At 38.4% G+C, this 24,023-nt stretch carries 20 protein-coding genes and 1 pseudogene; 20 read left to right on the plus strand and 1 reads right to left on the minus strand.

Going from position 1 to position 24,023, the window contains the following annotated elements:
* The first annotated feature begins 141 nt into the window (after window positions 1-141).
* The 20 genes and pseudogenes from ACTQWB_RS01905 to ACTQWB_RS02000 all read left to right on the plus strand — a co-directional run bounded on the left by ACTQWB_RS01905 (window position 142) and on the right by ACTQWB_RS02000 (window position 21,836).
* Window positions 142-1,791 (plus strand): ABC1 kinase family protein, encoded by a 1,650-nt coding sequence (locus ACTQWB_RS01905; protein WP_441500075.1) that lies wholly within the window; start codon window positions 142-144, stop codon window positions 1,789-1,791.
* A 379-nt stretch (window positions 1,792-2,170) separates the two neighbouring features.
* Window positions 2,171-3,622: a sugar transferase gene (locus ACTQWB_RS01910; protein ID WP_441500076.1), complete on the plus strand. Its 1,452-nt coding sequence runs from the start codon at window positions 2,171-2,173 to the stop codon at window positions 3,620-3,622.
* A 179-nt stretch (window positions 3,623-3,801) separates the two neighbouring features.
* Window positions 3,802-3,972: pseudogene (locus ACTQWB_RS01915) on the plus strand (DUF384 domain-containing protein); the annotation flags it as partial.
* Between the two features lie 103 nt (window positions 3,973-4,075).
* Window positions 4,076-5,077, plus strand: coding sequence for a GHMP family kinase ATP-binding protein (locus ACTQWB_RS01920; protein ID WP_441500077.1), 1,002 nt, complete (start codon window positions 4,076-4,078; stop codon window positions 5,075-5,077).
* A 2-nt stretch (window positions 5,078-5,079) separates the two neighbouring features.
* The gene (gene gmhB, locus ACTQWB_RS01925; RefSeq protein WP_441500078.1) at window positions 5,080-6,375 is read left to right on the plus strand and encodes a D-glycero-beta-D-manno-heptose 1,7-bisphosphate 7-phosphatase; all 1,296 of its coding nucleotides are present in this window, start codon (window positions 5,080-5,082) and stop codon (window positions 6,373-6,375) included.
* A 6-nt stretch (window positions 6,376-6,381) separates the two neighbouring features.
* The gene (locus ACTQWB_RS01930) at window positions 6,382-7,023 is read left to right on the plus strand and encodes a D-sedoheptulose-7-phosphate isomerase (RefSeq protein WP_441500079.1); all 642 of its coding nucleotides are present in this window, start codon (window positions 6,382-6,384) and stop codon (window positions 7,021-7,023) included.
* A gap of 6 nt (window positions 7,024-7,029) precedes the next feature.
* The gene (locus tag ACTQWB_RS01935) at window positions 7,030-7,770 is read left to right on the plus strand and encodes a WecB/TagA/CpsF family glycosyltransferase (protein ID WP_441500080.1); all 741 of its coding nucleotides are present in this window, start codon (window positions 7,030-7,032) and stop codon (window positions 7,768-7,770) included.
* A 10-nt stretch (window positions 7,771-7,780) separates the two neighbouring features.
* Entirely contained in the window at window positions 7,781-9,514 is a 1,734-nt protein-coding gene (locus ACTQWB_RS01940; protein ID WP_441500081.1) for an HAD-IA family hydrolase, read from the plus strand.
* A gap of 37 nt (window positions 9,515-9,551) precedes the next feature.
* Window positions 9,552-9,953 carry an acyltransferase gene (locus tag ACTQWB_RS01945; protein WP_441500082.1) on the plus strand — a complete coding sequence of 134 codons (402 nt, stop codon included), beginning with the start codon at window positions 9,552-9,554 and terminating at the stop codon, window positions 9,951-9,953.
* The gene (locus tag ACTQWB_RS01950; protein WP_441500108.1) at window positions 9,902-10,054 is read left to right on the plus strand and encodes a hypothetical protein; all 153 of its coding nucleotides are present in this window, start codon (window positions 9,902-9,904) and stop codon (window positions 10,052-10,054) included. The genes ACTQWB_RS01945 and ACTQWB_RS01950 overlap by 52 nt, the downstream gene beginning before the upstream one ends.
* Entirely contained in the window at window positions 10,051-11,139 is a 1,089-nt protein-coding gene (locus ACTQWB_RS01955; RefSeq protein ID WP_441500083.1) for a glycosyltransferase family 4 protein, read from the plus strand. Before ACTQWB_RS01950 ends, ACTQWB_RS01955 begins: the two co-directional genes overlap by 4 nt.
* Before the next feature lie 4 nt (window positions 11,140-11,143).
* Complete coding sequence (locus tag ACTQWB_RS01960; protein WP_441500084.1) at window positions 11,144-11,986, plus strand: glycosyltransferase family 2 protein; 843 nt, start codon at window positions 11,144-11,146, stop codon at window positions 11,984-11,986.
* A gap of 24 nt (window positions 11,987-12,010) precedes the next feature.
* Window positions 12,011-13,141: an O-antigen ligase family protein gene (locus ACTQWB_RS01965; RefSeq protein ID WP_441500085.1), complete on the plus strand. Its 1,131-nt coding sequence runs from the start codon at window positions 12,011-12,013 to the stop codon at window positions 13,139-13,141.
* A 14-nt stretch (window positions 13,142-13,155) separates the two neighbouring features.
* Window positions 13,156-13,977 (plus strand): glycosyltransferase, encoded by an 822-nt coding sequence (locus tag ACTQWB_RS01970; RefSeq protein WP_441500086.1) that lies wholly within the window; start codon window positions 13,156-13,158, stop codon window positions 13,975-13,977.
* A gap of 30 nt (window positions 13,978-14,007) precedes the next feature.
* A complete protein-coding gene (locus tag ACTQWB_RS01975; RefSeq protein ID WP_441500087.1) occupies window positions 14,008-15,060 on the plus strand; it encodes a sulfotransferase in 1,053 nt (350 codons plus the stop codon).
* A 73-nt stretch (window positions 15,061-15,133) separates the two neighbouring features.
* The gene (locus ACTQWB_RS01980; RefSeq protein WP_441500109.1) at window positions 15,134-16,423 is read left to right on the plus strand and encodes a lipopolysaccharide biosynthesis protein; all 1,290 of its coding nucleotides are present in this window, start codon (window positions 15,134-15,136) and stop codon (window positions 16,421-16,423) included.
* A gap of 1 nt (window position 16,424) precedes the next feature.
* On the plus strand, window positions 16,425-17,525 hold the full coding sequence (locus tag ACTQWB_RS01985) for a glycosyltransferase (protein ID WP_441500088.1): 1,101 nt from the start codon (window positions 16,425-16,427) through the stop codon (window positions 17,523-17,525).
* Window positions 17,526-17,708: 183 nt separating this feature from the next.
* Window positions 17,709-19,466 carry an NTP transferase domain-containing protein gene (locus ACTQWB_RS01990; RefSeq protein ID WP_441500089.1) on the plus strand — a complete coding sequence of 586 codons (1,758 nt, stop codon included), beginning with the start codon at window positions 17,709-17,711 and terminating at the stop codon, window positions 19,464-19,466.
* A complete protein-coding gene (locus ACTQWB_RS01995) occupies window positions 19,453-20,313 on the plus strand; it encodes an NTP transferase domain-containing protein (RefSeq protein ID WP_441500090.1) in 861 nt (286 codons plus the stop codon). The genes ACTQWB_RS01990 and ACTQWB_RS01995 overlap by 14 nt, the downstream gene beginning before the upstream one ends.
* A gap of 2 nt (window positions 20,314-20,315) precedes the next feature.
* Entirely contained in the window at window positions 20,316-21,836 is a 1,521-nt protein-coding gene (locus tag ACTQWB_RS02000; RefSeq protein ID WP_441500091.1) for a BCCT family transporter, read from the plus strand.
* 426 nt (window positions 21,837-22,262) lie between these two features.
* Here the strand turns inward: ACTQWB_RS02000 and tnpC are convergent, their stop codons facing one another.
* Complete coding sequence (tnpC, locus tag ACTQWB_RS02005) at window positions 22,263-23,879, minus strand: IS66 family transposase (RefSeq protein ID WP_441500092.1); 1,617 nt, start codon at window positions 23,877-23,879, stop codon at window positions 22,263-22,265.
* Window positions 23,880-24,023: the final 144 nt, after the last annotated feature.

Below are 24,023 nucleotides of genomic sequence, written 5' to 3' on the forward strand. Positions count from 1 at the left end.
TAACATTTTCGGGAAAAAGAAATATTATTGCCTTGTTTCAGAAATGCGGTACCGCATTTCTGAACAAAATAAAGAAATTCAGAAAGGCAGGACGAGGAAAGAAAGAACCCGAATCCTGCCTTTGTAGTAAGGGGAACAGACATGGGTGTGACAGAAGAAACAGAAAAAAGGAACCAAAAAGTGGAGACAGACAGCGCAAAGGCCAGAAACCAGAACCCGAAAGATTCTGGTAATTACAAAGAACGTCTAAAGGAAATCACCGCCGTCCTCCATAAACACGCCATCACCCGTGGCGTGTCCCCGGAGAAGCTCCGCCTGATCCTCACCGACCTTGGCCCCACCTTTATCAAATTAGGCCAGATCATGTCCCTGCGCTCCGACATTTTGCCCAAGCGCTACTGCGACGAGCTGATGAAGCTTTGCTCAGACGTCCCACCCATGCCATTTTCCGAAGTAGAAGAAGTCCTCCAGGAAGCCTTCGGCTGCCCCTGGCAGGAAGAATTCCAGGAAATTAGGCAGAAGCCCCTTGGCTCAGCCTCCATCGCCCAGGTCCACCGCGCCGTCCTGAAAACCGGCGAAGAAGTAGTGGTGAAGGTTCAGCGAAAGGGCATCTACGAAGTCATGGCCCGGGACATTGGCCTTATGAAAAAAGCGGTGAAACTCCTTCCACCGGTAAGCATTAAGGAAGCCGTAGACCTGAACCTTGTGCTGGAAGAGCTTTGGCGGGTCACCCAGGAAGAGATGAACTTCCTCACCGAAGCCGCTAATATGGAGGAATTTTCCCGCAAAAACAAAAACGTGGCATTTGTAAAAACGCCCATCCTTTACCGGGAATACACCACCGCCAACGTGCTGGTCATGGAATACATCGACGGCATCCCCATCGATGACAAAGAGACCCTCCTGGCCGGAGGCTACGACCTGGACGAGATCGGCAGCAAATTCGTAGACAACTTCATCAAACAGGTGATGGACGACGGCTTTTTCCACGCAGATCCCCATCCTGGAAATGTGATGATCCAGGGCGGCAAGATCGTCTGGATCGACATGGGAATGATGGGCCGTCTGAATGACCACGACCGTGAACTGATCGGCCAGGCCATCGAAGGCGTGGCCCTGAACGACATTGGGAAAATCCAAGACGCCGTTCTCGCACTTGGAGAATTTAAGGGAAAACCAGACCAGAGCCGTCTTTACACAGACATCCGCGACCTTATGGCGAAATACGGCACCGCAGACATGGGCGAAATCGATATCGTAGAGATCCTCACCGACCTGATGGATGTGATGAAAGAGAACAAGATCGTCATGCCCCACGGTCTCACCATGCTTGCACGTGGCCTGACACATATGGAAGGGGTACTTGCCGACATCAGCCCGGATATCAACATGGTCCAGATCGCAGCCGCCCGTTTGAAAGGCACCCTTCTGGAAGATGGCAACTGGAAAAAACAGATGAAAGGCACCGGCAAAAAGTTGTACCGTACCATGCTCCGCGCCGTAGACATTCCCGCCCTGGCAGCAGATTTTCTCCAGGGCTGCATGAAAGGCCAGACAAAGATCAACCTGGATCTCCACGCCTCCGACGACCTGGCATGGCTGATGCGCCGTCTGATCCGGAACATCGTCCTTGGCCTGTGGGTCATGGCACTTCTGATCAGCTCCAGCATCATCTGCACTACTGATATGACACCGAAAATGTTTGGCATCCCGGCACTGGGAGTTTTGGGCTATTTTGGTGCCCTGGTGATCCTCATGTACCTGTTTATCAAACACTTCATGAAAAAGTAGTGGAAAAAACTTGAAAAAAGACAAATTAAGTGGGTAAAATCACCAAACTTCCTCAGAACCCCCGGAAAGAAAGCCGGGGGGGGGTTGACACTAAATAAAGAGGGTGCTATCTTATTAAGAAGACTGGAATGGTGAACTTTGTCAAAATAGGAAAGAATTGTATGTTAGGAACTGCTAACGTGACGACGGAAATTACGGGAAAAGGTGATTTCTGGAAACGAACAGGTTTTGAAAATTCTGTTAGAGCGCGTTAGCGGGAATATATAATTTTAGATAAGTTATAAATATAACAATAAGACGGAATTTTACCATGGTGATTCCAGACACGAGAGGAATCACTGAAATTGCAAAGAATTACTTGGGAGGGAAAAAGGAAAATATGTATCGAAAGGACTCAGAAGGCTGGTTAAAACATGCAGACTTTATTGTGCTGGATCTGCTTTGCCTGCAGCTGGCATTTATTCTGGCATACGCGCTGCGCGGGAAAGGAATGAATCTGTACAGTGACATTTTGTACCGGAACATGGCGGTATTTCTCGGTCTGGCAGATCTGGTAGTGATCTTCACAGCAGGCACTATGAAAAGCGTGCTGAAACGAGGCCACTATAAAGAATTTGTAGCCACCCTGAAACAATCCATCATCGTAGGCGTGCTGGCAATCATCTATCTGTTCATGATCCAGGAAGGCCAGAGTTTTTCCAGAATGATCCTGATCACCACCGTGATCATTTATCTGATCCTTTCCTACGTCATTCGTGAAATCTGGAAAAATTCCTTACATAAAAAAATGGAAAACGGCGGCGACAAGAAGCTTCTCATCGTCACCTCCAAAGACAAAGCTGCCAAAGTGGTCCGCAGCATGCAGGAGAACAACTACGCCAGATACTCCATCGCCGGAGTAGTCGTGATCGACGACGACTGTGTTGGCCAGGAAATCTGCGGCGTCCCTGTTGTGGCAAATGAAAGCGACGTTTCCATGTACGTCTGCCAGGAGTGGATCGACGAAGTGCTGGTAGTGGTATCCGAGCACCTTCCATATCCCAACGACCTGATCGACAAGCTCACGGAAACCGGCGTAACCGTCCACCTGAACCTTGCCAAGATCACCAACAAAACCGGCAAAAGACAGTTTGTGGAAAAAGTCGGCAACTACACCGTCCTCACCACAAGCCTGAACTACGCCTCCTTCGGCCAGTTGTTCCTGAAACGTCTCATGGACATCTGCGGCGGTCTGGTAGGCTGCATTTTCACCGGAATCATTACCCTCTTCGTAGGCCCCGCAATCTACCTCGCCTCCCCCGGTCCGATCTTCTTCTCTCAGGAGCGCGTAGGCAAGAACGGAAAGAAATTCAAAATGTACAAATTCCGCAGCATGTACATGGACGCCGAAGAGCGAAAAGCCGAGCTCATGAAAGAAAATAAGCTGGGCGACGGAAAAATGTTCAAGATGGACTTTGATCCTCGAGTAATTGGAAATAAGGTGCTGCCGGATGGGACACATAAGACCGGAGTTGGCAACTTTATTAGACGGACGAGTCTGGATGAGTTCCCACAGTTTTTTAATGTGCTGAAGGGGGACATGTCCATTGTGGGGACAAGGCCACCGCTGATTTCGGAGACGAATTTGTATGAACCGCATCATAAAGCTCGACTTGCAATTAAACCTGGAATTACTGGGATGTGGCAGGTTAGTGGAAGAAGTGACATTACGGACTTTGAAGAAGTTGTGAGATTAGATAAAGAGTATATTGAGAACTGGAATATTGGATTGGATATTAAGATACTCTTTAAGACTGTGATGGTGGTTGTGAAGAAAGATGGTTCAATGTGATTGGCTTTATAATAAAATGAAATAAATAATTATATATTAGATCTCTTAAGATGATGCAGGTCATGATCGGCAGAAAGAAAAAAATTAGTGAACTGAGTGAGGGGCTGGTTATGTACCCTCAGGTTCTTGAGAACGTCAGAGTTTCTGACAAGAAGGCTGCTTAGGATGATGCTGAGGTCAGGGAAGCGATAAAAGAAGTTGAAGAGACGCTGGGAGACAAGGGTAGGATTCTTGTCAGAGAAAGCGGAACTGAACCTGTTGTTCGAGTAATGGTAGAAGCTGAAACAACTGAGATTTGCCAGGAGATGGTAAATAAGGTTGTTGAGGTTATGAAGAGAAAAGGGCTGTAAGAGCTAAATCACACAAGAAAGATTAGAAGTTCAGTTTAGTAGTTGATAAGAAGAATACCGGCAACCGGATTAGAAGAAAAATTAGAAACGAGGAAAATTCAGTATGATAATCACTAAAACACCATTCCGCATGAGCTTTTTTGGCGGCGGAACAGATATGGAAGACTATTTTAGAGAGAATGGAGGAGCAGTTCTTTCCACTACATTTGATAAATATTGTTATGTAAATGTAAGACATCTTCCACGTTTTTTTGATTATTCTACTGAGCTTTCCTATTCAAAGACAGAGAGAGTTACTGATGTTAACGATATCCAGCATCCTGCAATTAGAAATGCCATGAAGATGCTTGATATGCGTGAGATAAGACTTACATATGAAGCTGACCTTCCAGCTCGTTCTGGTCTGGGCACAAGTTCTTCTTTTGCAGTTGGTATGCTCAATGCTTTCTATGCGCTTAAGGGAAAGTATGCTTCCAAAAAAAAGTTGGCAGATGAAGCTATCTATCTTGAGCGAGTTTTGTGTAATGAAGCCGGTGGATGGCAAGATCAGATTGCAGCATCATTTGGTGGGTTTAATCGTATCAACTTCAACGCTGACGGATACGAGGTTCTTCCTGTTATCATCTCCCCGGAGAGAAAAAGACAACTCAATAACAATCTGATGATGTTCTTCACAGGATTTACTCGTTTCTCTTCTGATGTGCAGAAAGCTAACAAAGTTTCCTCAACAGAAGAAAAACGTGCAAGGCTGAAGAAGATGTATGAGCTTGTTGATGCAGCAGAAGCAATACTGACCAATAAGGAACGGGACCTGGATGATTTTGGTCGCTTGCTTGATTTAACTTGGAGATTGAAAAAGGGTACCGGTAGTGCAATCAGCACTGGAAGCATTGATGAGCTGTACGAAAAAGGAATGGCTGCAGGTGCTCTTGGTGGAAAGCTGCTTGGTGCTGGCGGTGGTGGATTCTTAGTATTCTACGTTCAACCAGAAAAACAAGAAGCAGTAAAAGAAGCAATGAAAGATTTAATGTACATACCATTCAAGTTTGAAGATGGTGGTACTAGGGTTATTCATTATAGCCCGGAAGAATATGAGATGAGATAAGAATGAAAGTAGTATTAATGGCAGGGGGAAGAGGTACACGTATCTCTGAATTATTCCCCGATATACCAAAACCTTTGATACCTATTCAAGGTATCCCAGTTCTCGAAAGAGAAATCATTTCTCTGCGCGATCAGGGGTTTACAGACATTATTCTTACTGTCAGTTACATGGCTGGTAAGATCATGCACCATTTTGGTAATGGTAGAAAATATAGAACACATATAGATTATTTTGTGGAAAAAGAACCGTTGGGTAATGCCGGTGCATTATTCATGTTGAAAGAGAAGCTAGGTGATGAAGATTTCCTCCTTCTCAACGCAGACGCTGTGTTTGATGTGGACTTCAATAGGATGGTTGAGTTTCACAAGCAACATGGTGGCTTGGTTACTCTTTTCACTCACCCAAATTCTCATCCGTATGACAGTGGTTTGATTATTGCAGGAGAGAATGGAAATGTAGAGAAGTGGTTAGCAAAAGAGGATGAAAGACCTCTTTACTACAAGAACCGAGTAAATGCCGGTCTTCACGTAATCTCGCCAAAGGCTTTGGAACTGAGTGGGATTAAGAAAGAAGAAATAGGTGATGGTCGGAAAGTAGATCTGGACCGCCAAATCTTGAAACCGCTCTGTGGAACTGGAACTATGTTTTGTTATGACTCACCAGAGTACGTGAAAGACATGGGCACACCGGAGAGATTCCACCAGGTTGAAGAGGATTTTAAAAAGGGAGTAGTTCAGGCGAAGAATCTTAAAAATAAACAGAAAGCTATTTTCTTAGATAGAGACGGAACAATCAACAAGTATGTTGGTTTCCTGAGAAAAGAAGAAGAATTTGATCTTCTTCCTGGAGTGGCAGAGGCAATTAAGACAATAAACAAATCCGGGTACTTAGCAGTAGTTGTCACCAACCAGCCAGTCATTGCCAGAGGTGAGGTGACATTTGAGGGCTTGGAGACAATCCACAATAAGATGGAAACACTTCTTGGCAGGGAAGGCGCATACCTTGATGGTATTTACTTCTGTCCACACCACCCACATTCTGGATATGAGGGAGAAGTGAAAGAGCTGAAGATTGACTGTGAATGTAGAAAGCCAAAGCCGGGAATGCTCTTAAAAGCTGCAGAGGATTTGAATATAGATTTGAGCCAGTCCTACATGGTTGGCGATGGTGAGAATGATATTAAAGCTGGTAAGACAGCAGGATGCAAGACCGTACTACTTAATACAGAATGTGAATACTACGGACAGGATATCTGTGTTGCTAGTTTGAAAGATTTTGTGGATCAGTATTTGAGGTAAAGAGTTATGAATCCAATGAAACATGTAGACGTACTAATTGAAAGATACCCTGAGTTAGAAAGCCAGAGAGAAAATATAATTGAAGCCTACCATATTCTAGAGGATAGTTACAGTAACGAAGGAAAACTTCTCATCGCAGGAAACGGGGGATCAGCTGCCGATGCTGAACACATCGTTGGTGAGCTGATGAAGGGATTTGAAAATCCGAGAAAGCTGAAAGAAGTAGAAGTAGAGAAGTTGAAGGGTGTAAATGATGAACTAGGAGAAGTTCTCGGAAAGCATCTTCAGGGAGGATTACCTGCAATCGCTCTTGATGGACATTTTGCTCTTTCTACAGCTTATATGAATGACTGTGAACCACTTCTTTGTTTTGCTCAACAGGTTAATGGTTATGGCAGAAAAGGAGATGTGTTCTTAGGTATCTCAACATCTGGTAATTCTAAAAACATTCTTTATGCCGCAACTGTCGCAAAGGCTAGAGGTATGAAGGTTGTCGGATTAACAGGAGCAAGGGACAGTAAATTAAGTGGCATGGCGGATGTCACAATTCGCTCATCACAGACAAGAACTTATATGATTCAAGAGCATCATTTGCCGATTTATCACTGCTTATGTTTGATGCTTGAAGATAGATTTTTTGGAGAGTAGATAATTATGGAGAAGCAACCACTCTTAAATACATATGTAAACAACGTTAATATGGATGAAGCTATTCAAGCTATTGAAGATATGATTGCTTCTGAAAAGAAAAGTTACATCGTTGCAATTAATGTTGACGTTGTAATGAAAATTGAAAATGACAGCCATTTAAAAGAAATCACTGACAAAGCTGATATGGTCTTAGTCGATGGGAAGCCTCTAGAATGGATTGCAAAATGGCATAAAAGACCAATTAAAGCCAAAATATCAGGATCAGACCTTGTACCTATCTTATGTGAGAGAGCCGCAGAAAAAGGCTACTCCATTTTTATTATCGGCGGTAAAGAAGGTATTGCAGAAAAGGCAAAACAAAATCTTGAAAGAGATTTGCCAGAGATAAGAATCGTTGGCACTTATGCTCCTCCATTTGGATTTGAGAAGGACGAGAAAGAACTAAATAGAATCAATGAGATGATATCAAGCACCCATCCAGATATTCTTATCGCTTGTTTTGGTTGTCCGAAACAAGAAAAGTGGATATATGAAAACTATCAGAAATATGATGCAAAGGTTTCTGTATGTGCCGGAGCAACAGTAGATTTTCTTGCTGGTAATGTAAATCGCGCACCTAAGTGGATGAGCGACCATGGGCTTGAATGGTTTTATAGGTTTTTACAGGAACCAAAGCGGATGTTTAAAAGATATTTTGTAGATGACGTGAAAATTTTGAAGTTGATAAGGAAGTATAGTAAATAGAGGAATATGCATGTTTTATAATAATATCAAAAAAAAGTGCGTAAATAAGACTCATATACTGGTGGATTTCTTTGATACAGTTATGTTTCGAGAGGTACACTCATTCCAATTGATGGAACAATGGGAAAATGCATTAAAAGTCAAGTTCCCTGAATTAATTGATTTGAACCTGACTTCAATTAGAAAAAACGTAATAAATGACTTAGGAAAAGAAGAATGTGCAATTTCTTACAAAGTACTATTAAAAAATGTTTTTGATCAAATAAAAACTCCTTCATTTAGTTTTGATGAGTTTTATGACACCTCACTTCAAATTGATAAATATATAGATATGGCGACACAATGTCCTAACAAGAGAATTGTGAATGTACTAAAGAAGCTTAGAAAAGGTGGAAAGTCAGTAATTCTTGTAACAGACTACTATCTACCAGCGGAAGTTTATAATGATTATTTATCTTTCTTTGATTTGACAAGCTTGTTTGATGAGATTGTATGTTCATCGGACTTACAACTAACAAAAAGTAGTGGTGAATTATACGAGTATGTAATTACTCAGTTTGGCTCTCCTAAAAACATGATTATGATTGGTGATAGTAAAGAGTCTGATTATATAAACGCATTAAAGCATGGTATTGATGCTATTAGATATTTTCCCTTTTTTCATAAAGTCAAGACAAATATTAGATTGAGAAATGGATACAGATTTGATAAACATGCTGCAAAGACCATATACAAAAAGTGCTATTCAGATACACTGTTTGCGGAGTATGGAATCAATTTATCCTTTTTTTCTAGGAATTTGCATAAAGAGGCAAAGTTGGATAATGCAAAATCTTTAGCTTTTCTTTCGCGCGGTGGATACTTATTAAAAAATTGTTTTGAACAGTATCAGAGCTTAGCAGTTCCAAAAGACAGTAAGATAAATGCAATTTATATAAAGAATTCAAGGAGAGTGAATAGAGATGCAGAAAAATATCCTGAATGTGCTGATTTATTGCGGCGTTATTTAGAGCAGAACGGTGTTTCAAACCCGGCTTATGTTGTAGACGAAGGTTGGTATTGCACAAGTCAAATTGCATTTCATAAGTTGTTCGGATGGGATGTATATGGATACTATATTGGTGTTATGGAAAATAAACCTATAGGTGGTGTTTGTAAGAGAAAAGGAATTCTATTCGAAATGAATGAAAACGGAGAAGCATCTTCTCTTTATGGTGTGTTCAGAACCAACTGTACATTTTATGAGGAATTATTAGGTGCACCACACGGTAGTGCAAAAAAATACTTTGATCAAGATGGTCATGTTGAAGTTGAAGAAAAATGGGAAAAAATTGAACGTGATTTCTACTATAATAGAGTTAAAGAGCTTCAAAAAAAAGTGATGGATGTTAATGGTTCATTAATTTGCTGGAATATTAATATATCAAAGTACGAGCTATCTAAGTATGTAATTCATACCTTATTATTTGGTAGCCAGGAGAGAATTGCTACTTTAAAGGAATTTAATGACAGTTGGTTTGATAATGTTAATGATACACAAGAGAAATCGTTTGGTGATGTATATAAACTAAGGATTAATGTTTTGGATTTAATTGTACATCCTGAAAACTATTTAAGATATTTTTGTAAGGTGAAAGAATTACAATTAAACCACAAAAGCTTTAGAGTGTTTTATCCTATTGTCGGACGGCTCATAGATTGGTACTGCAGTTTGTTTATTATGATAAGGTATAGACATGATTAAAAAAATATTAACAAAAATTCAGTGCATGAGATATAGTTTGAAGTATAAAAAAGACTTATTTATTCATCCTCTGAGTGTTGTAAATGCAAGAAAAGGTAGTTGTTCTTTCCATGAGGGAGTAAGTTTGAAATCTATGACAAGAATCGACTGTTCTGAAAAAGGAATGGTGGAATTAGGTGAGTTCGCATCTTTAAATACAGGAACACGTATTGAGGCTGAAGAATCTGTGGTTTTAGGAAAATATGTTACTACTGGTCCATATGTTTATATATCTGATAGAAGCCACGAATATAGAGATATTTATAAACCAATTATCAGACAGGGGTATTTCTCTCGGGGGGGGTATCAATCGGGGATGAGACCTGGATTGGTATACACTCATCTGTTATTGGACCAGTTAATATTGGAAAGCACTGTGTTATCGGTGCAAATTCTGTAGTGACCAGTAATATCCCAGATTATTCTGTTGCAGTTGGAATTCCAGCTCGCGTTATAAAAATATATAATTTTAAAAATAAACAGTGGGAAAGCATAAAATGAAGATATTAATTGATTTGACATCTCTGTCTTATCACATATCCGGGATTGAGCGCTATGCGTTATGTATATCGGAGGAAATGGTAAAACAGGATCTTAAAAATGAATATCTGTTGGTATTCAGAAATGAAATTTTCGCTTCTTTCATAGATTTGATTGATGGAAATCGGGTGAAAGCAACGGTATTGTATGGAAATAACAAATTGCTTTTTAGAGAAATAACTCTTGCCGGGTATGTCAATTCAACAGATGCTGATGTGAAGTTATTTTTAGCATTTACTAGTCCTTTTTTTGTTAAGAAGAATGGTGTAATAAATACAATACATGATGTGGGAATTTGGGATTTTCCCAATGCATTAGATTTTCTGCACAGAATGTATTTTAGGATTGGTTGTATGAAATCTGTATCTGTTTCAGATGTAATATTAACCGTTTCAGAATTTTCTAAAAGTAGAATATGTGATGTGTTTAAAATAGATAACAAAAAGGTTCAGGTAGCATATTCAGCTCCATCAGAAAAAGTAGTCAGCCAAAGTAATTCATTTGAGTATGTTAAAGAGAAATATCATCTTCCGAGTAAATATATTATGTCTTTGTCAACGATGGAGCCTAGAAAGAATCAAAGATTATTGTTTCAGTCTTTTTCAGATGTAGCAGATTCCGTCGATTATGATTTAGTTTTGGTGGGGAGAGTAGGATGGAATATCAATGAAATAATAAGTAGCTATTCTGCAAATAAGAGAATTCATATCACTGGATTTGTTGATGATGAGGATGTTGCATGTATTTACAAAAATGCTATGTGCTTTGTGTTCCCCTCTCTTTATGAAGGATTCGGACTTCCGCCTATTGAGGCCTTATCACTAGGTACAGCGGTTATTTCTTCTGATGCAGCATCTATGCCGGAGATTCTAAGAAAACAGGCTACGTTCTTTAAAAGCAATGATGAAGACGCTCTTGAAAAGTTGTTGTTAAATTTGGAAGATAATCTGGCTAACATGCCACATGAGTTAGATGAATTCCAGAAAGGACAGTATAGATTTGATGTGTCCGCTGGGAAGATACTAGATTTATTAGAGAGGAAATAAACATATGCTATTTTCAATTATATTGGCCACATTAAACAGAAGTGTGGAAATAGAAATGTGTTTACAATCCCTTGAAAATCAGATTGAGAAAGACTTCGAGATAATTATCGTAGATCAAAGCAATGATGATAAAACAAGGAATGTAGCTGAAAAGTATGAAAATTTAATAATAAAGTATTACAACGTTCCATTTAAAGGATTATCCAAAGCTCGCAATTATGGGATAAAACATGCAACGGGCAGTTATTTATGCTTGATAGATGATGATGCAATATATTCTGAGAACTATCTTTTGGAAGCTAAAAAAGCAATTCATAAGCATGGAGAAATAGTAGTATCTGGGAAAATTTTAAGCTTAGAGGATAGAACTACGCCATTTGTAAAATATGATTCGAAAGTTAATGATAAGGCTTTGAATGTGAAAAGCATAATAAAATTCTGTCCATCAGCAGCATTAGTAATCCCGACAAATACAGTTAGTAAAATCGGTGATTTTAATGAAAGGCTTGGAGTGGGGAATGATTATGCGTCAGGCGAAGAGACTGATTACTTATTACGTATATATGACTGTGGATGTAGAATTTATTTTTGTGAAAACATGATTGCTTATCATCCTATTAAGCCGGTGACATCTTTAATACCTGTTTATAAACACTATATGGGTAAAGGGGCACTTTTTAAAATAGACTTTTTGGGAAGAAAGAAGTGTAGATTATTGGATTTGGCTCTAAAGAATACAATCGGTATGCTCTTAAAGGCGTATGCTTTAGATAGAGAAAACAAAATGTTATATAAGACCAGATTGCGAGGCTTTTTGTATGGCGTTGTAAACTACAACATTACTTGATTAATATAAAGGAAAGATAACACAATGCAAAATAACAAAACAGAGAACAAATTATTTACTGAAATTATACTATTCCCCATAGTGTATATCTTTTTTGCTTTATTTACATCTAGCACAGGAATGAGAGTGTTTTATTTAATATATGTTGCAGTTTTTATTGCAACTTATATGAACTTTTCCCTGCGAATTAAGAAAGATATGTGTATTCTAGTAATTGCCATTTTTTTAAAGTGGATATATGACTTTCTTTTCTATAGAGATACGTTAAGCGATTCGTTGCTATTGGGGATTTTTATCGTTGTTTCTTATATATTCTCAGATCAAGAATTGAGAGAACGATATATTTTAAATTTAAAGAAAAAGGAGCAAACAGTATTCAAATACTATACTCTCTATTTTATAGCTCTAATCATTTCAATTCTTTTAGGGAACGGCATATCGACAGAATGGGGGACGATATCTTTACAAGGACCATATGGATTATCGCATATATTGGCTTATGAGCTACTTATAATTGCCGCTAATGCCTTTATCTGTTATCAAGTAGTGGGCCATGTAAGATGGCTAATAATGGTAGGGATTTGCTTAGGATTAATAGCATTAACTACGGTTAGGACCGTTTTGTTAGCTGCACTTGTTATCATCGCATATTATTTTTTAGTAAGGAAAGATTATAAAAAAATCTTATATATGTTTGCCGGTGGTGTGGCGTTTCTAATCTTGCTAAGATATACAAATCTGTTCTCTTTTGTCTTAGAAAAAACCGTTAACGCTATCAACAACGGTAGCATCACAAATTATCGTTCAAAAATATGGGAAGCAAGTCTTAATTTTTTTCTAGATGGAAATCTAGTTAAAAAAGCCATGGGTGGTGGTCTTTCGAACCTAATGAAGTGGAATTTAACTCATGTTTATATGGAAATTCAAGCGCACAATGATGTATTAACTGTGCTATCAGCATTTGGCATTGTAGCGTTAGTTCCTTACTTACTTTTTATTCTTAAGTTATCCAAAGGAAAAGGAAGAGTCGGCTTTCTTTTGTCATTATTCGTACTTATAACATATAATGGATTGTATTCATATTGTTCTTTTGTGTTGGGGCTAATATCGTTTAGATGTTTATTTGAATGCATAAATTACAAACAAAAAATATGAGAGCGTAAAGGTATATGAAAGAATTAGTGAGCGTACTGCTATGTACATATAAAGAGCCTGTTGTTTGGGTACAACAAGCATTCTATTCAATTCTCAATCAAACATATGAGAATATCGAAATAATTATTGTTGTTGACAACCCTGACAATTATGAAGTTATTTCTTTTTTTCAGCATGTACTTGATAAATTTAATAATGTGAAAGTTATTATCAACAAAACTAATCTAGGCTTAGTTTCAAGTTTGAATAAAGGGTTGTGCTATTGTGAAGGGAAATATATTGCTAGAATGGATGCAGATGATATATCGCTAAAGGATAGGATTGAACAACAAGTGAATTACATAAAAACGCACAATTTCGACTTGGTGGGTACTATAGTACAGCCATTTAATGATAACGGAGAAATGTATCCTTGGCATACATGCTGTACAGATTACTTTATAAAAAAAATGCTGAGAATTGAAGGTTGTATTGCTCATCCTTCCTGGTTAGGAAAAAAATGTGTATTTGAAGATTTGCATGGTTATAGAAAAATAGAAGCTTGTGAAGATTATGATTTTTTGGTTCGCGCAGCACTTGCTGGTTATCGGTTAGGGAATGTTCCTGAAGTTCTTTTAAAATATAGGATAAATGAAAATGGAATATCTAAAACTAAATTAGACATTCAAATGAAGAACTCTTTTTCAATTGGCAGAGCATATTCCCATAACACAATTGTTTCTTTAGATAGTATGCCCGAAAAACCACATACGTTTTTTAAGTTTCGTATTCTCATAAAAATTTGGAGGAAGGCACTAATATTTGCTGACTCTTTAGCACTGAGAAATAGACCCTAGCAGTTAGTATTTTAACAAAGGAGTAAAAGAGTGAAAAAACAGATTATTGTTACAACTGGTTATATGGGATCAGGTTCCTCTGCGGTTACTGATTTTTTATCTGAAGTTCAAGGAATCAACGTCAATAATGGGGATTTTGAATATATAATTTTACATTGTCCGAATGGAATGTTCGATTTAGAAGATAAGCTTTTGATTGGTAATAATGCGTTGAGATCAGATGAAGCAATCCATCAATTCAGAAAACAGATGAAGAACCTTTATGATTTAAATAACTATTGGCCAGGTAATTATCAAAATAATGTCTCAGAGGATTTTTTGCGCCTAGTTGATCGATTTATTTCAACAATCACCACAGCGAGTGTAAAAGGTGGCTACTGGTATTACACAGAAATGCCTATTAATTTAAAAATGCAATGCTTGTGGTATTGTAAGAGGTTAATCGGTAAAATTACAAATAATAAGCTGTCCCTAAAAAAACCATGTCGCTATAATAATTTGACGTTATGTTTTCCTTCTCGTGAATTGTTTTACAAGTCTGCCAAACAGTTTATTAATAGTTTTTTGAATTATTTTGAAGGAGAGATGGTTGTTTTAGATCAATTTTTACTGCCTCATAACCTATTTAGGATAGATCGTTATTTTGGGGATGAACTTAAGGTAATTGTTGTAGAACGAGATCCACGAGATGTTTTCCTATTAAACAAATACATTTGGTATCCTAAAAAAATAGACATTCCATATCCAACAGATGTAGTCGAATTTTGCAATTATTATAAAGGAATGAGAACAACAGAAATCTCGTGTCACTCAAATCATATTTTAAGAATTCATTTTGAAGATTTGGTGTATAACTACGAAACAACAGCGCAAAACATTCTGAATTTTTTAGGTATTTCTGAAGGCCGCCATGTGAATAAATTTAACGGGTTTAACCCAAACGTATCAATTAGCAACACTCAGTTGTTCAAACGTCTTAATAACGTTGAAAACGAAGTTAAAATTATTGAAAAAGAGTTACCTAACTATTTATTTGAATTTCCAGATGGGATGGCTCTTGAAAATGCAAATAATTATTTTTGAAATACAACTATGATTTTTATAAACACATAGTAAGAAAGGATATTATTCTAGTAATATGAGAAATAATTTTTTGATGGTAAAAGAGAAAGTAATCAATAATAAGCTTATTCGCAATTTTTTATTGATTTTTTCTGGAGAAGGTATTGGATCGATATTTGGTTTTTTTGCGACTTTTTTTATCATCAATACAATAGGTTCTTATCAGCACGGCATATTGGTTGGCGTTCAAACATATACAAACCTGTTTTATGGTCTTTTTTCATTTAAGACATTTCAGTCATTGATTAAGTATTTAGCAAAATCAGAAGCTTCAAACGACACAGAAATGTCAAAAATATATATAAAATGGTCGCTTTTATTGGATTTCTTCTGTTTAGCTCTTACGTTAATTTGTGGTTTGTTTCTTAGAAATTTGGTTATTAGTATTATGGGGTGGGACAATGCAATTTCTAAGTATTGTGCTGCCTATCTAATTGTTTACTTGCTTTATTTTCAAGGAACTAGCATCGGAGTCCTTCGTTTTTTTGAAAATTACCATTATGTTGTCAAAGCGAATGTAACGTGTTCTCTTGTTAGGTGTATAGGATTTCTTATTTGCTTTCTGTTAAAAATGGATTTTATTGTTTTTTTTGCCTTTGATTGTATTGGCAATCTTATTAAATTTATTATGTTGGATTTTTATACTATCAAGACACTAAGACAACATAATTTACTAGATTTCTATAAGGTAAAACTAAAAATGTGCCTAGATTTCTTAAAATTCAGTTTTTATAGTAATTTAACCTCGACGATAGATCTTCCTATTAACCAAATTACAACATTAATAATCAATAAATATTTAGGTTTTGAGGCGACCTCGGTATATAATGTATTTGGCAATATTGGCTCTGTTATTAATAAATTGGGAGATCCTATCAGCCAGATAATATATCCGGAGATGAATCAGCGAATCAATCAAAATGATATTTCTGGAGCAAAAAGGCTGTCATATAAGTTAAAATTGCTAATGTTTGGAATTTTCGCTTGTGGCACGGTTTTTGTATTATCTACAAATAATTTGTGGCTGCATTTATTAATAACCAATCCTGATCCTTATGTGCTTCCATTAATTTTATATATAGCATATATTTGCTATGCAAATTCGTCCATGGGAACCCACAATCTATTTATGGCATTGGGATATGTTAAATATAATATTCCAATATTAATTGTTGTAAATATTTGCTACTTGCTTATTCTTTTTTATTCCGTTCAAAATTTTGGACTCTCCGGTGTAATAATTACATATTTGATCCAAGCTTTTGCTGTTGTCTTTATAAAGGAAATAATAATGCGAAAACGTGATTATAAGGAGTTGATGTAATATGGAAAAAAAGAGAATACTATTTATCATCTGGTCTTTTACTTATGGAGGTGGAGCAGAGAAAATACTCGCCAATATTGTGAATAACCTAAATAGGGATAAGTACGATATTGAAATATTAGAGTTTCTGCATTCAAATATCGGCAAAGAAGAGGTAAAAGATTACGTTAAAATCTTACCACCAATAATAGATGTTACTGATAAAAGTATTATTGCACGCATAAAAAACAAAGTATTTAACAAACTTGTGTATATTGCACCAGGTCTAATTCGCAAGATGTATTTGAACAGGTGTTATGATGTTGAGGTATCTTTCAATTACCTAATACCTACATTCTTGCTAAATAAGAAAAGTAAAAAACTAATCAGCTGGATTCATGGTTCAATAAACGACTTAAAATATGATCTGAGGCTTCGGAATATACAAAAAAAATATCTATCCCATGTTGATACTATAGTAGCTATTTCAAAACAGACCGAGCAATCAATAATTGATGTTTTTCCGGAATTCTCCTCTAAAACTTGTAGAATATATAATGGGTATGATTTTTTAAGTATGAGTTTAAATAACGGGAAAATCGATCACTTTGATTTACTATTTTGCAATAGACTAGATGATAATAAGAATCCATTGTTTTTCCTTGATGTAATTAAATTCTTAAAGAATAAAGGGTATAACTTTAGCACTAATATTTTAGGAACAGGGGATTTGCATGAGATTTTAGCGGAAAAAATCGTGGAATATGGCTTAGAAGATATGGTTAAGATGAAAGGTTATATAAAGAATCCGTATGATTTTTATAGGGAATGTAATGTCTTTTGTCTTACATCAAAAGCTGAGGGGTTTCCTACGACAATAGTGGAGGCCATGTATTTTGGCAAGCCTTTTATTACAACTCCTGTTGCCGGTTCAGAGGAATTATCTTGTGATGGCGCGTGTGGACTAATTGCGAATACAGTTGAATCATATGCAAATGCAATAATAAAAATCCTTACAGATTCAGAAATATATAGTTCAATGAGTGAAAGATGTAGTAAGGAGGTACTGAATTATTCATTATCAAAACAAATTGAAAGTATAGAAACGCTGTTGGATAGCTAATGATATAAAGGAATTTGTAATAGTTTTTATTTAAAAATAATTGTAACCAAGAACTATAAAAAATCTTTGTTAATAAATTGAAAGAATCGATTATTAGTAAATCAAATCAATATAACAGCCAGAACTAATCATTCTGGTTTTTATATACCCCATTGTTCACGAAATTAAAGAAAGGAGACGTTCATGAATAAACAAGAATCAGATATTTTAAATACACTTCTGTTAGAACCTTTTATAAATCAAAGAATTCTATCAGAAGTATCTGGGCATTCACTTGGTGTTGTGAATCGCTCTTTGAAGAATTTAATCAAGGAAGGTTATGTGGACGAACATATCCGTCCTACCGAAAAAGCTAAATTAAAGATCAAAACCAACTCCCCACAAAACGCAATTATCCTTGCTGCGGGATTTGGAATGAGAATGGTGCCTATCAACACCCAAACTCCTAAGGCGTTGATGGAGGTGAATGGCGAGACGCTCATTGAACGCACTATAGAACAGCTCCATGAGGTTGGATTAAAAAACATCTATGTTGTTGTCGGCTATATGAAGGAGCAGTTTGAGTATCTTATAGATGAATATGGAGTCGAGCTTATTGTAAATGAGGAATATGCAGAAAAGAATAATCTTCACTCTCTTCATCTAGCATCTTCCCATCTTTCTAACACCTATATTATTCCATGCGACATCTGGTGTGACAGGAATCCATTCCACCGGCATGAACTTTATTCCTGGTACATGGTTAGCGACCTGGTTGATAACGAGAGTACTGTGCGGGTGAATAGGAAAATGGAACTTGTCACCAGCAACCAAGGTGGAAATCAGATGGTGGGAATCGCTTATCTGGTGGAGGAGCAGAGTAGAATTGTAAGAGAACGACTGGAGAAACTGGATTGCGATAAGAACTATGATTGTTCCTTCTGGGAAGAAACTCTGGTTGAAAAAGATAGGATGATTGTTCAGGCAAGAGTGGTACACGCCTTTGATGTTGTGGAAATCAACACTTATGAACAGCTGAGGGAGCTAGATGAGGAATCAAACCATCTGAAGTCTGATGCCATCTCCATCATTGCTGATGTATTGAAGGTAAGCGATAAAGAAGTAATTGATATTGAAGTACTGAAAAAGGGAATGACGAATCGTTCCTTTTTATTTACCTGCCGAAAAAAGAAATACATCATGCGTATTCCAGGGGAAGGTACAGATCAATTGATCAACAGAAAGGAAGAAGCCCAGGTATATCAGGTTATCAAGGATAGAGGAATCTGCGATGATATCGTGTATATCAATCCTAGTAATGGGTATAAGATTACTGCTTATCTGGAAGGTGCAAGAGTATGCAATCCTGAAATTGAAGATGATTTGAAGAAATGTATGACCAAACTAAAGGAATTTCATTCTCTTGGATTGAAAGTTGACCATACATTTGACATCTTTGGCCAGATGGAGTTTTACGAAACTCTGTGGGGAGACACGCCTTCAATATATCGTGATTACAAGAAGACAAAGGAAAACGTTCTGTCTTTGAAGAGAATAATTGATGGAATGGATAAAGGATGGTGTCTGACTCATATCGATGCGGTTCCAGATAACTTCCTCTTTGTTGAGCAGGATGGTAAGGAAGAGATAAGACTCATCGACTGGGAGTATGCAGGTATGCAGGATCCACACGTTGATATTGCGATGTTCTGCATCTATTCCCTTTATGATAGAAAAGAGATAGACAAGTTAATTGATATCTACTTTGAAGGAAATTGCAGTAGAGATGTTAGGATAAAGATTTATTGCTACATTGCAGCCTGTGGTCTGCTGTGGAGTAACTGGTGTGAATATAAGCGTAATCTTGGTGTGGAGTTTGGTGAGTATTCTCTACGTCAATACCGATATGCGAAGGATTATTACAAGATAGTAATGGAGGAGCTGAGCAATGAAAGTAGATAATGCAATCATCATGGCTGCAGGAACAGCCAGCAGGTTTGCTCCATTGTCTTATGAAAAACCAAAGGCACTGATTGAAGTGAGAGGAGAAGTGCTGATTGAAAGACAGATCAGGCAACTGAGAGAAGCTGGTATTGAGGAGGTTGTTGTAGTCACTGGCTATAAAGCAGAACAGTTTGAATATTTGAAAGACAAATATGGTGTTGTACTTATCAACAACCCATACTATCTGACCAGAAACAACAATTCCAGCATATATGCAGCAAGAGAATATATAAAGAACAGCTATATCTGCTCATCTGATAACTACTTTATCACTAATCCATTTGAATCTGATGTGGATGAATCCTACTATTCAGCGGTCTATATGGAAGGAGATACGGGAGAGTGGTGCATCTCAGAAGATGATGGATGGATTAAGGATGTTAAGGTTGGGGGACAAGATTCATGGGTTATGCTGGGGCATGTCTTCTGGTCTGAGTCGTTTTCACGATCTTTTCTTCATATCCTGGAAGATGAGTATGAATGGCCAGAAACGGCGGATAAGTTGTGGGAAACAATCTACATTGAACATATCAATGAGCTTCCAATGAAAATTAGGAAGTACCCAGCTGATTTTATATTTGAATTTGACACACTTGATGAGTTACGAGAATTTGATGATAGCTATATCAGCAACACCAGATCGGAGATACTGACAAAGATAGCTGGCGAACTGGGAGTAGAGGAAAAGGAAATAAGAAGCGTGAAAGCCTTCAAGGACAAGGATAATGCCGCTGCTGGTTTTACCTTCGAGACGGGAAAGAAGTACAAGTATTATTACAAAACAGAAGCGATGGAGGAACTGTAATTATGAACAAGTTGAAAAGTAATAGAATTGATTGGATGATAACGTTGGCACCGTTCATTCTAATAATGGCTTTGGCTGGTGTATTATTTGTTTTTCCAGAGCAGTCAAATGATATTATTGGCCAGATTAGATTTTTCTTTGGAGATACACTTGGCATTTACTATCTTGTTATTGGTCTTGGTGTACTTCTTGTATCCGTGTTCCTTTCTTTCTCTAAGTATGGGGATGTTGTTCTTGGTGAGCCTAACGAAAAGCCAAAGTATTCATTTTTTGCGTGGGGAAGCATGATGTTCACCTGTGGACTTGCAGCGGATATTCTGTTTTATTCATTCGCGGAGTGGACAATGTATGCAACCAATCCACATATTGCAGAACTCGGCTCTATTGCTGATTGGGCAGGAGTTTTTCCCCTGTTCCACTGGAGCTTCATTCCATGGGCATTTTATCTAGTTCTTGCTGTAGTATTTGGTTTCATGCTCCATGTTAGAAAGAGAAATCGTCAAAGATATTCAGAGGCTTGCCGTCCAGTGATTGGTAAGCATGCAGATGGTATTCTTGGAAGAATAATTGATTTGTTTGCGTTATTTGCTCTTCTTGCAGGGACTGCCACAACCTTTAGCGTAGCCACACCGCTTATGGCGGCCATCATCGTGGATTTATTTGGCCTTACCATCAGCCGTACAGTAATTACGATTGTAATTCTCCTGGTTACCTGTGCTGTATATACATATGCAGTTCTTCATGGGTTCAAAGGAATCAGTTTCCTTGCAAAAGCCTGCATATATTTGTTCTTTGGTTTATTGTTAGTAGTTTTGCTTATTGGTGGACAGGGTAGATTCATCATAGAGAATGGCTTCCAAAGTCTTGGAAAGATGATCCAGAATTTTGTTGAATTAAGTACCTACACAGACCCGACTAGAGCAAACAATTTTCCTCAAGATTGGACTATTTATTACTGGGCATATTGGATGGTGTGGTGTATTGCAGCTCCGTTCTTCATTGGTAACATTTCAAGAGGTAGAACAATCAAGCAGACCATTCTTGGCGGTTACATTTTTGGTGTTGGTTCCACAATTGTAAGCTTTGTGATTCTTGGAAACTATGGTTTAGGTTTACAGGTTAGCGGTGGAGCTGATTTTATCGCTCAGTATGCAGCTGATGGTGATCTGTATGGTTTGATTCTTAGTATTATTAATACGATGCCTGCATCTAAGATTATCCTCGTGATTACAATACTTTGTATGATTGCATTCTATGCAACTTCATTCGACTCTATTGCTTATACAGCTGCGTGCTATAGCTATAAGCGGTTAGGGGAGAACGAACATCCTCACAAGATGATTGAACTTTTGTGGTGTATTCTTCTTATTGTGCTTCCAATTGCATTGGTGTTCTCAGAGAGTTCTATGAACAACATTCAGAGTGTAAGCATAATTTCAGCATTCCCAATTGGCATTATTATGATAATAATGATATGGGGATTCATTAAGGATATTAAGAAATATGTGGAGGAAAAGAAATAAGATAGAATAGAAAGATGGCATCAATCATCTGATTTTCAACCTTATTTTCTAGTCACCTTGCCAACTATTCAAACTACTCAAGGTTTGCTATAATATAAGCAGACATAAACTATGCGCCTGAGTAGTTTGAAAGTTGTCTGATAGACTGGATTAAAAAGATTCTAACAAATCACCTACCTGATTTTCAGGAGGTTGATTGCTAAGATGGTTATCTTCCATTCTTCTTATCCCTCTATATCTTCTATAGAGGTCTGCTACGCTTTGCTAGTTGAGTGGTTTGATGGGGTGTCTGCAAGACAACTAAAAACCTATCCCCGTGCTTTTTTATTGTTGTGTTTGGTTTATTGGTTGGTAACCGCCAAATAATAATGCGGTCAGATATAAAATTACCCCAGCTCTTTGCGAGTTGGAGTAATTCACTATAATTCACATGCGATTTTTGATAGATTGGAGTTTTTCACTCCAGGGTGCAAGTTCTGCGAGCTGATCATCGGTCATCTCTTTCGTTGGCCGACGTTCCAGCAGAAATTTCAGATATCCGTAAATGTTCAGGTCGTGCGCCTTTGCCATCTCAACCATTGTATAGACTACAGCACTGGCATTGGCTCCTTCTACAGAATCACTGAACAGCCAGTTCTTCCGGCCAACTGCAAACGGACGGATTGCGTTCTCGCTTAGATTGTTTGTGAAACTACAGCGGCCATCCTCCAGATAGGTCTCCGCTGTTTCCCGCCGGTTAAGGACATAATTCACCGCTTTATCCATGCGGGTATTCCGGACTGGCTTTTGTTGCTCAAGCCACGACCAGAAAGCCTCCAGAACAGGTTTTTCCTTCTCGAGACGCAGTTGCTTCCGTTTTTCATAATCACCAGGATATTTTTTGTTAATGGAATCCTCTATGGCAAACAGGCGGTTACAGTACTGGACTCCCTGTACTGCCGGCTGGCTGTAATCATACTGTTTCCCTTTGGGAACGGCGTCGATAAAGTACCGGCGGATGTGTGCCCAGCAGGAACATCGCTTGATATCCGGCAGACTGTTGTAGCCCTGATAGCCATCCGTTTCCAGATATCCGTGATAGCCTTCCAGAAACTCCTTTGCATGGCTGCCGCTCCTGGTTGGAGAATAGCCATATAGGATAATGGCAGGAAGTCCGTCTTCGCCGCTGCGGAACAGCCACATGAAGGATTGCGTCTGTGCCCGGCGCTCTTCTTCCTTCAATACCTGGACTCTGGTCTCATCTGCCATTGCGAAGCTGCGCTTCAGCAGTTCCCGGTGGAAGTAATCATACATTGGCTGAAAGTAATTCCTGGAGCAATAGATGATCCAGTTGGCAAGTGTCGTCCTGCTGATCTGGGCACCATACTGTTTCCAGTCTTTCTCCTGACGGTAAAGGGGAAGTCCATTGGCGTACTTCTGATACATCGTCCATGCAACGGTGGATGCGGTCGCCGGGCCTTTTCCTACCAGGGCCTGCGAAACCTGGGACTTTACGATCACAGGCTTTTCCGTGTCTCCCAATCCTTCCTTACAGGACGGACATCCATAACTCTGGCTGTAGTATTCGATCACTTTGCATGTGGCCGGGATGAATTCCAGCTCACGGCGGACATACTCTTCGCCGATCAGAACCATCTGCGTACCGCAGACCGGGCAGACCTGCTCTTCATCCGGAAGAGGGATGACTACTTTTTCAACCTTCAGGCCTTTAAAAAGATCCTCATGGGTTGCTTTCTTCTTGCGGGTATGCTCCCGGATCACGGTCTCTTCTTCCAACAGGGAAGGATCCTGTTCCACTTCCGCTTCATCAAAAAGGTGCTGCTGTCCTGGAATGTCATCGGTCCTTCTTTCGCTGGAAGAACCGAAAAGCTTTTTGGTAAGATAGTCCACCTGTTCCTGAAGGGCTTTTTCGTGGCTGGTTTTTTCGTCAATAACAAGACGGAGAGATCTGACCAGTTCCGTCTGCTCCGAGACCATTGTTTTCAGTTGTGTTATGGTGTCTTTCAGCTCTCGCAGCTGGATGTCTTTTGCACTGGAAGCCATCGTTCTCTCCTTGGATTTGATACCTCTATTACCGAGATTAAGAAAAGCCTTCCTTCACAGCGATGTGTCATATGGATCCGGTATGTATACCAGTTAGAGGAAATGGATTCTTCAGGAACAGTATCTGACCGCAGGCTATATCTA

This window comes from Blautia sp. HCP3S3_H10_2, from assembly GCF_052122375.1.
Taxonomy (GTDB): domain Bacteria; phylum Bacillota; class Clostridia; order Lachnospirales; family Lachnospiraceae; genus Blautia_A.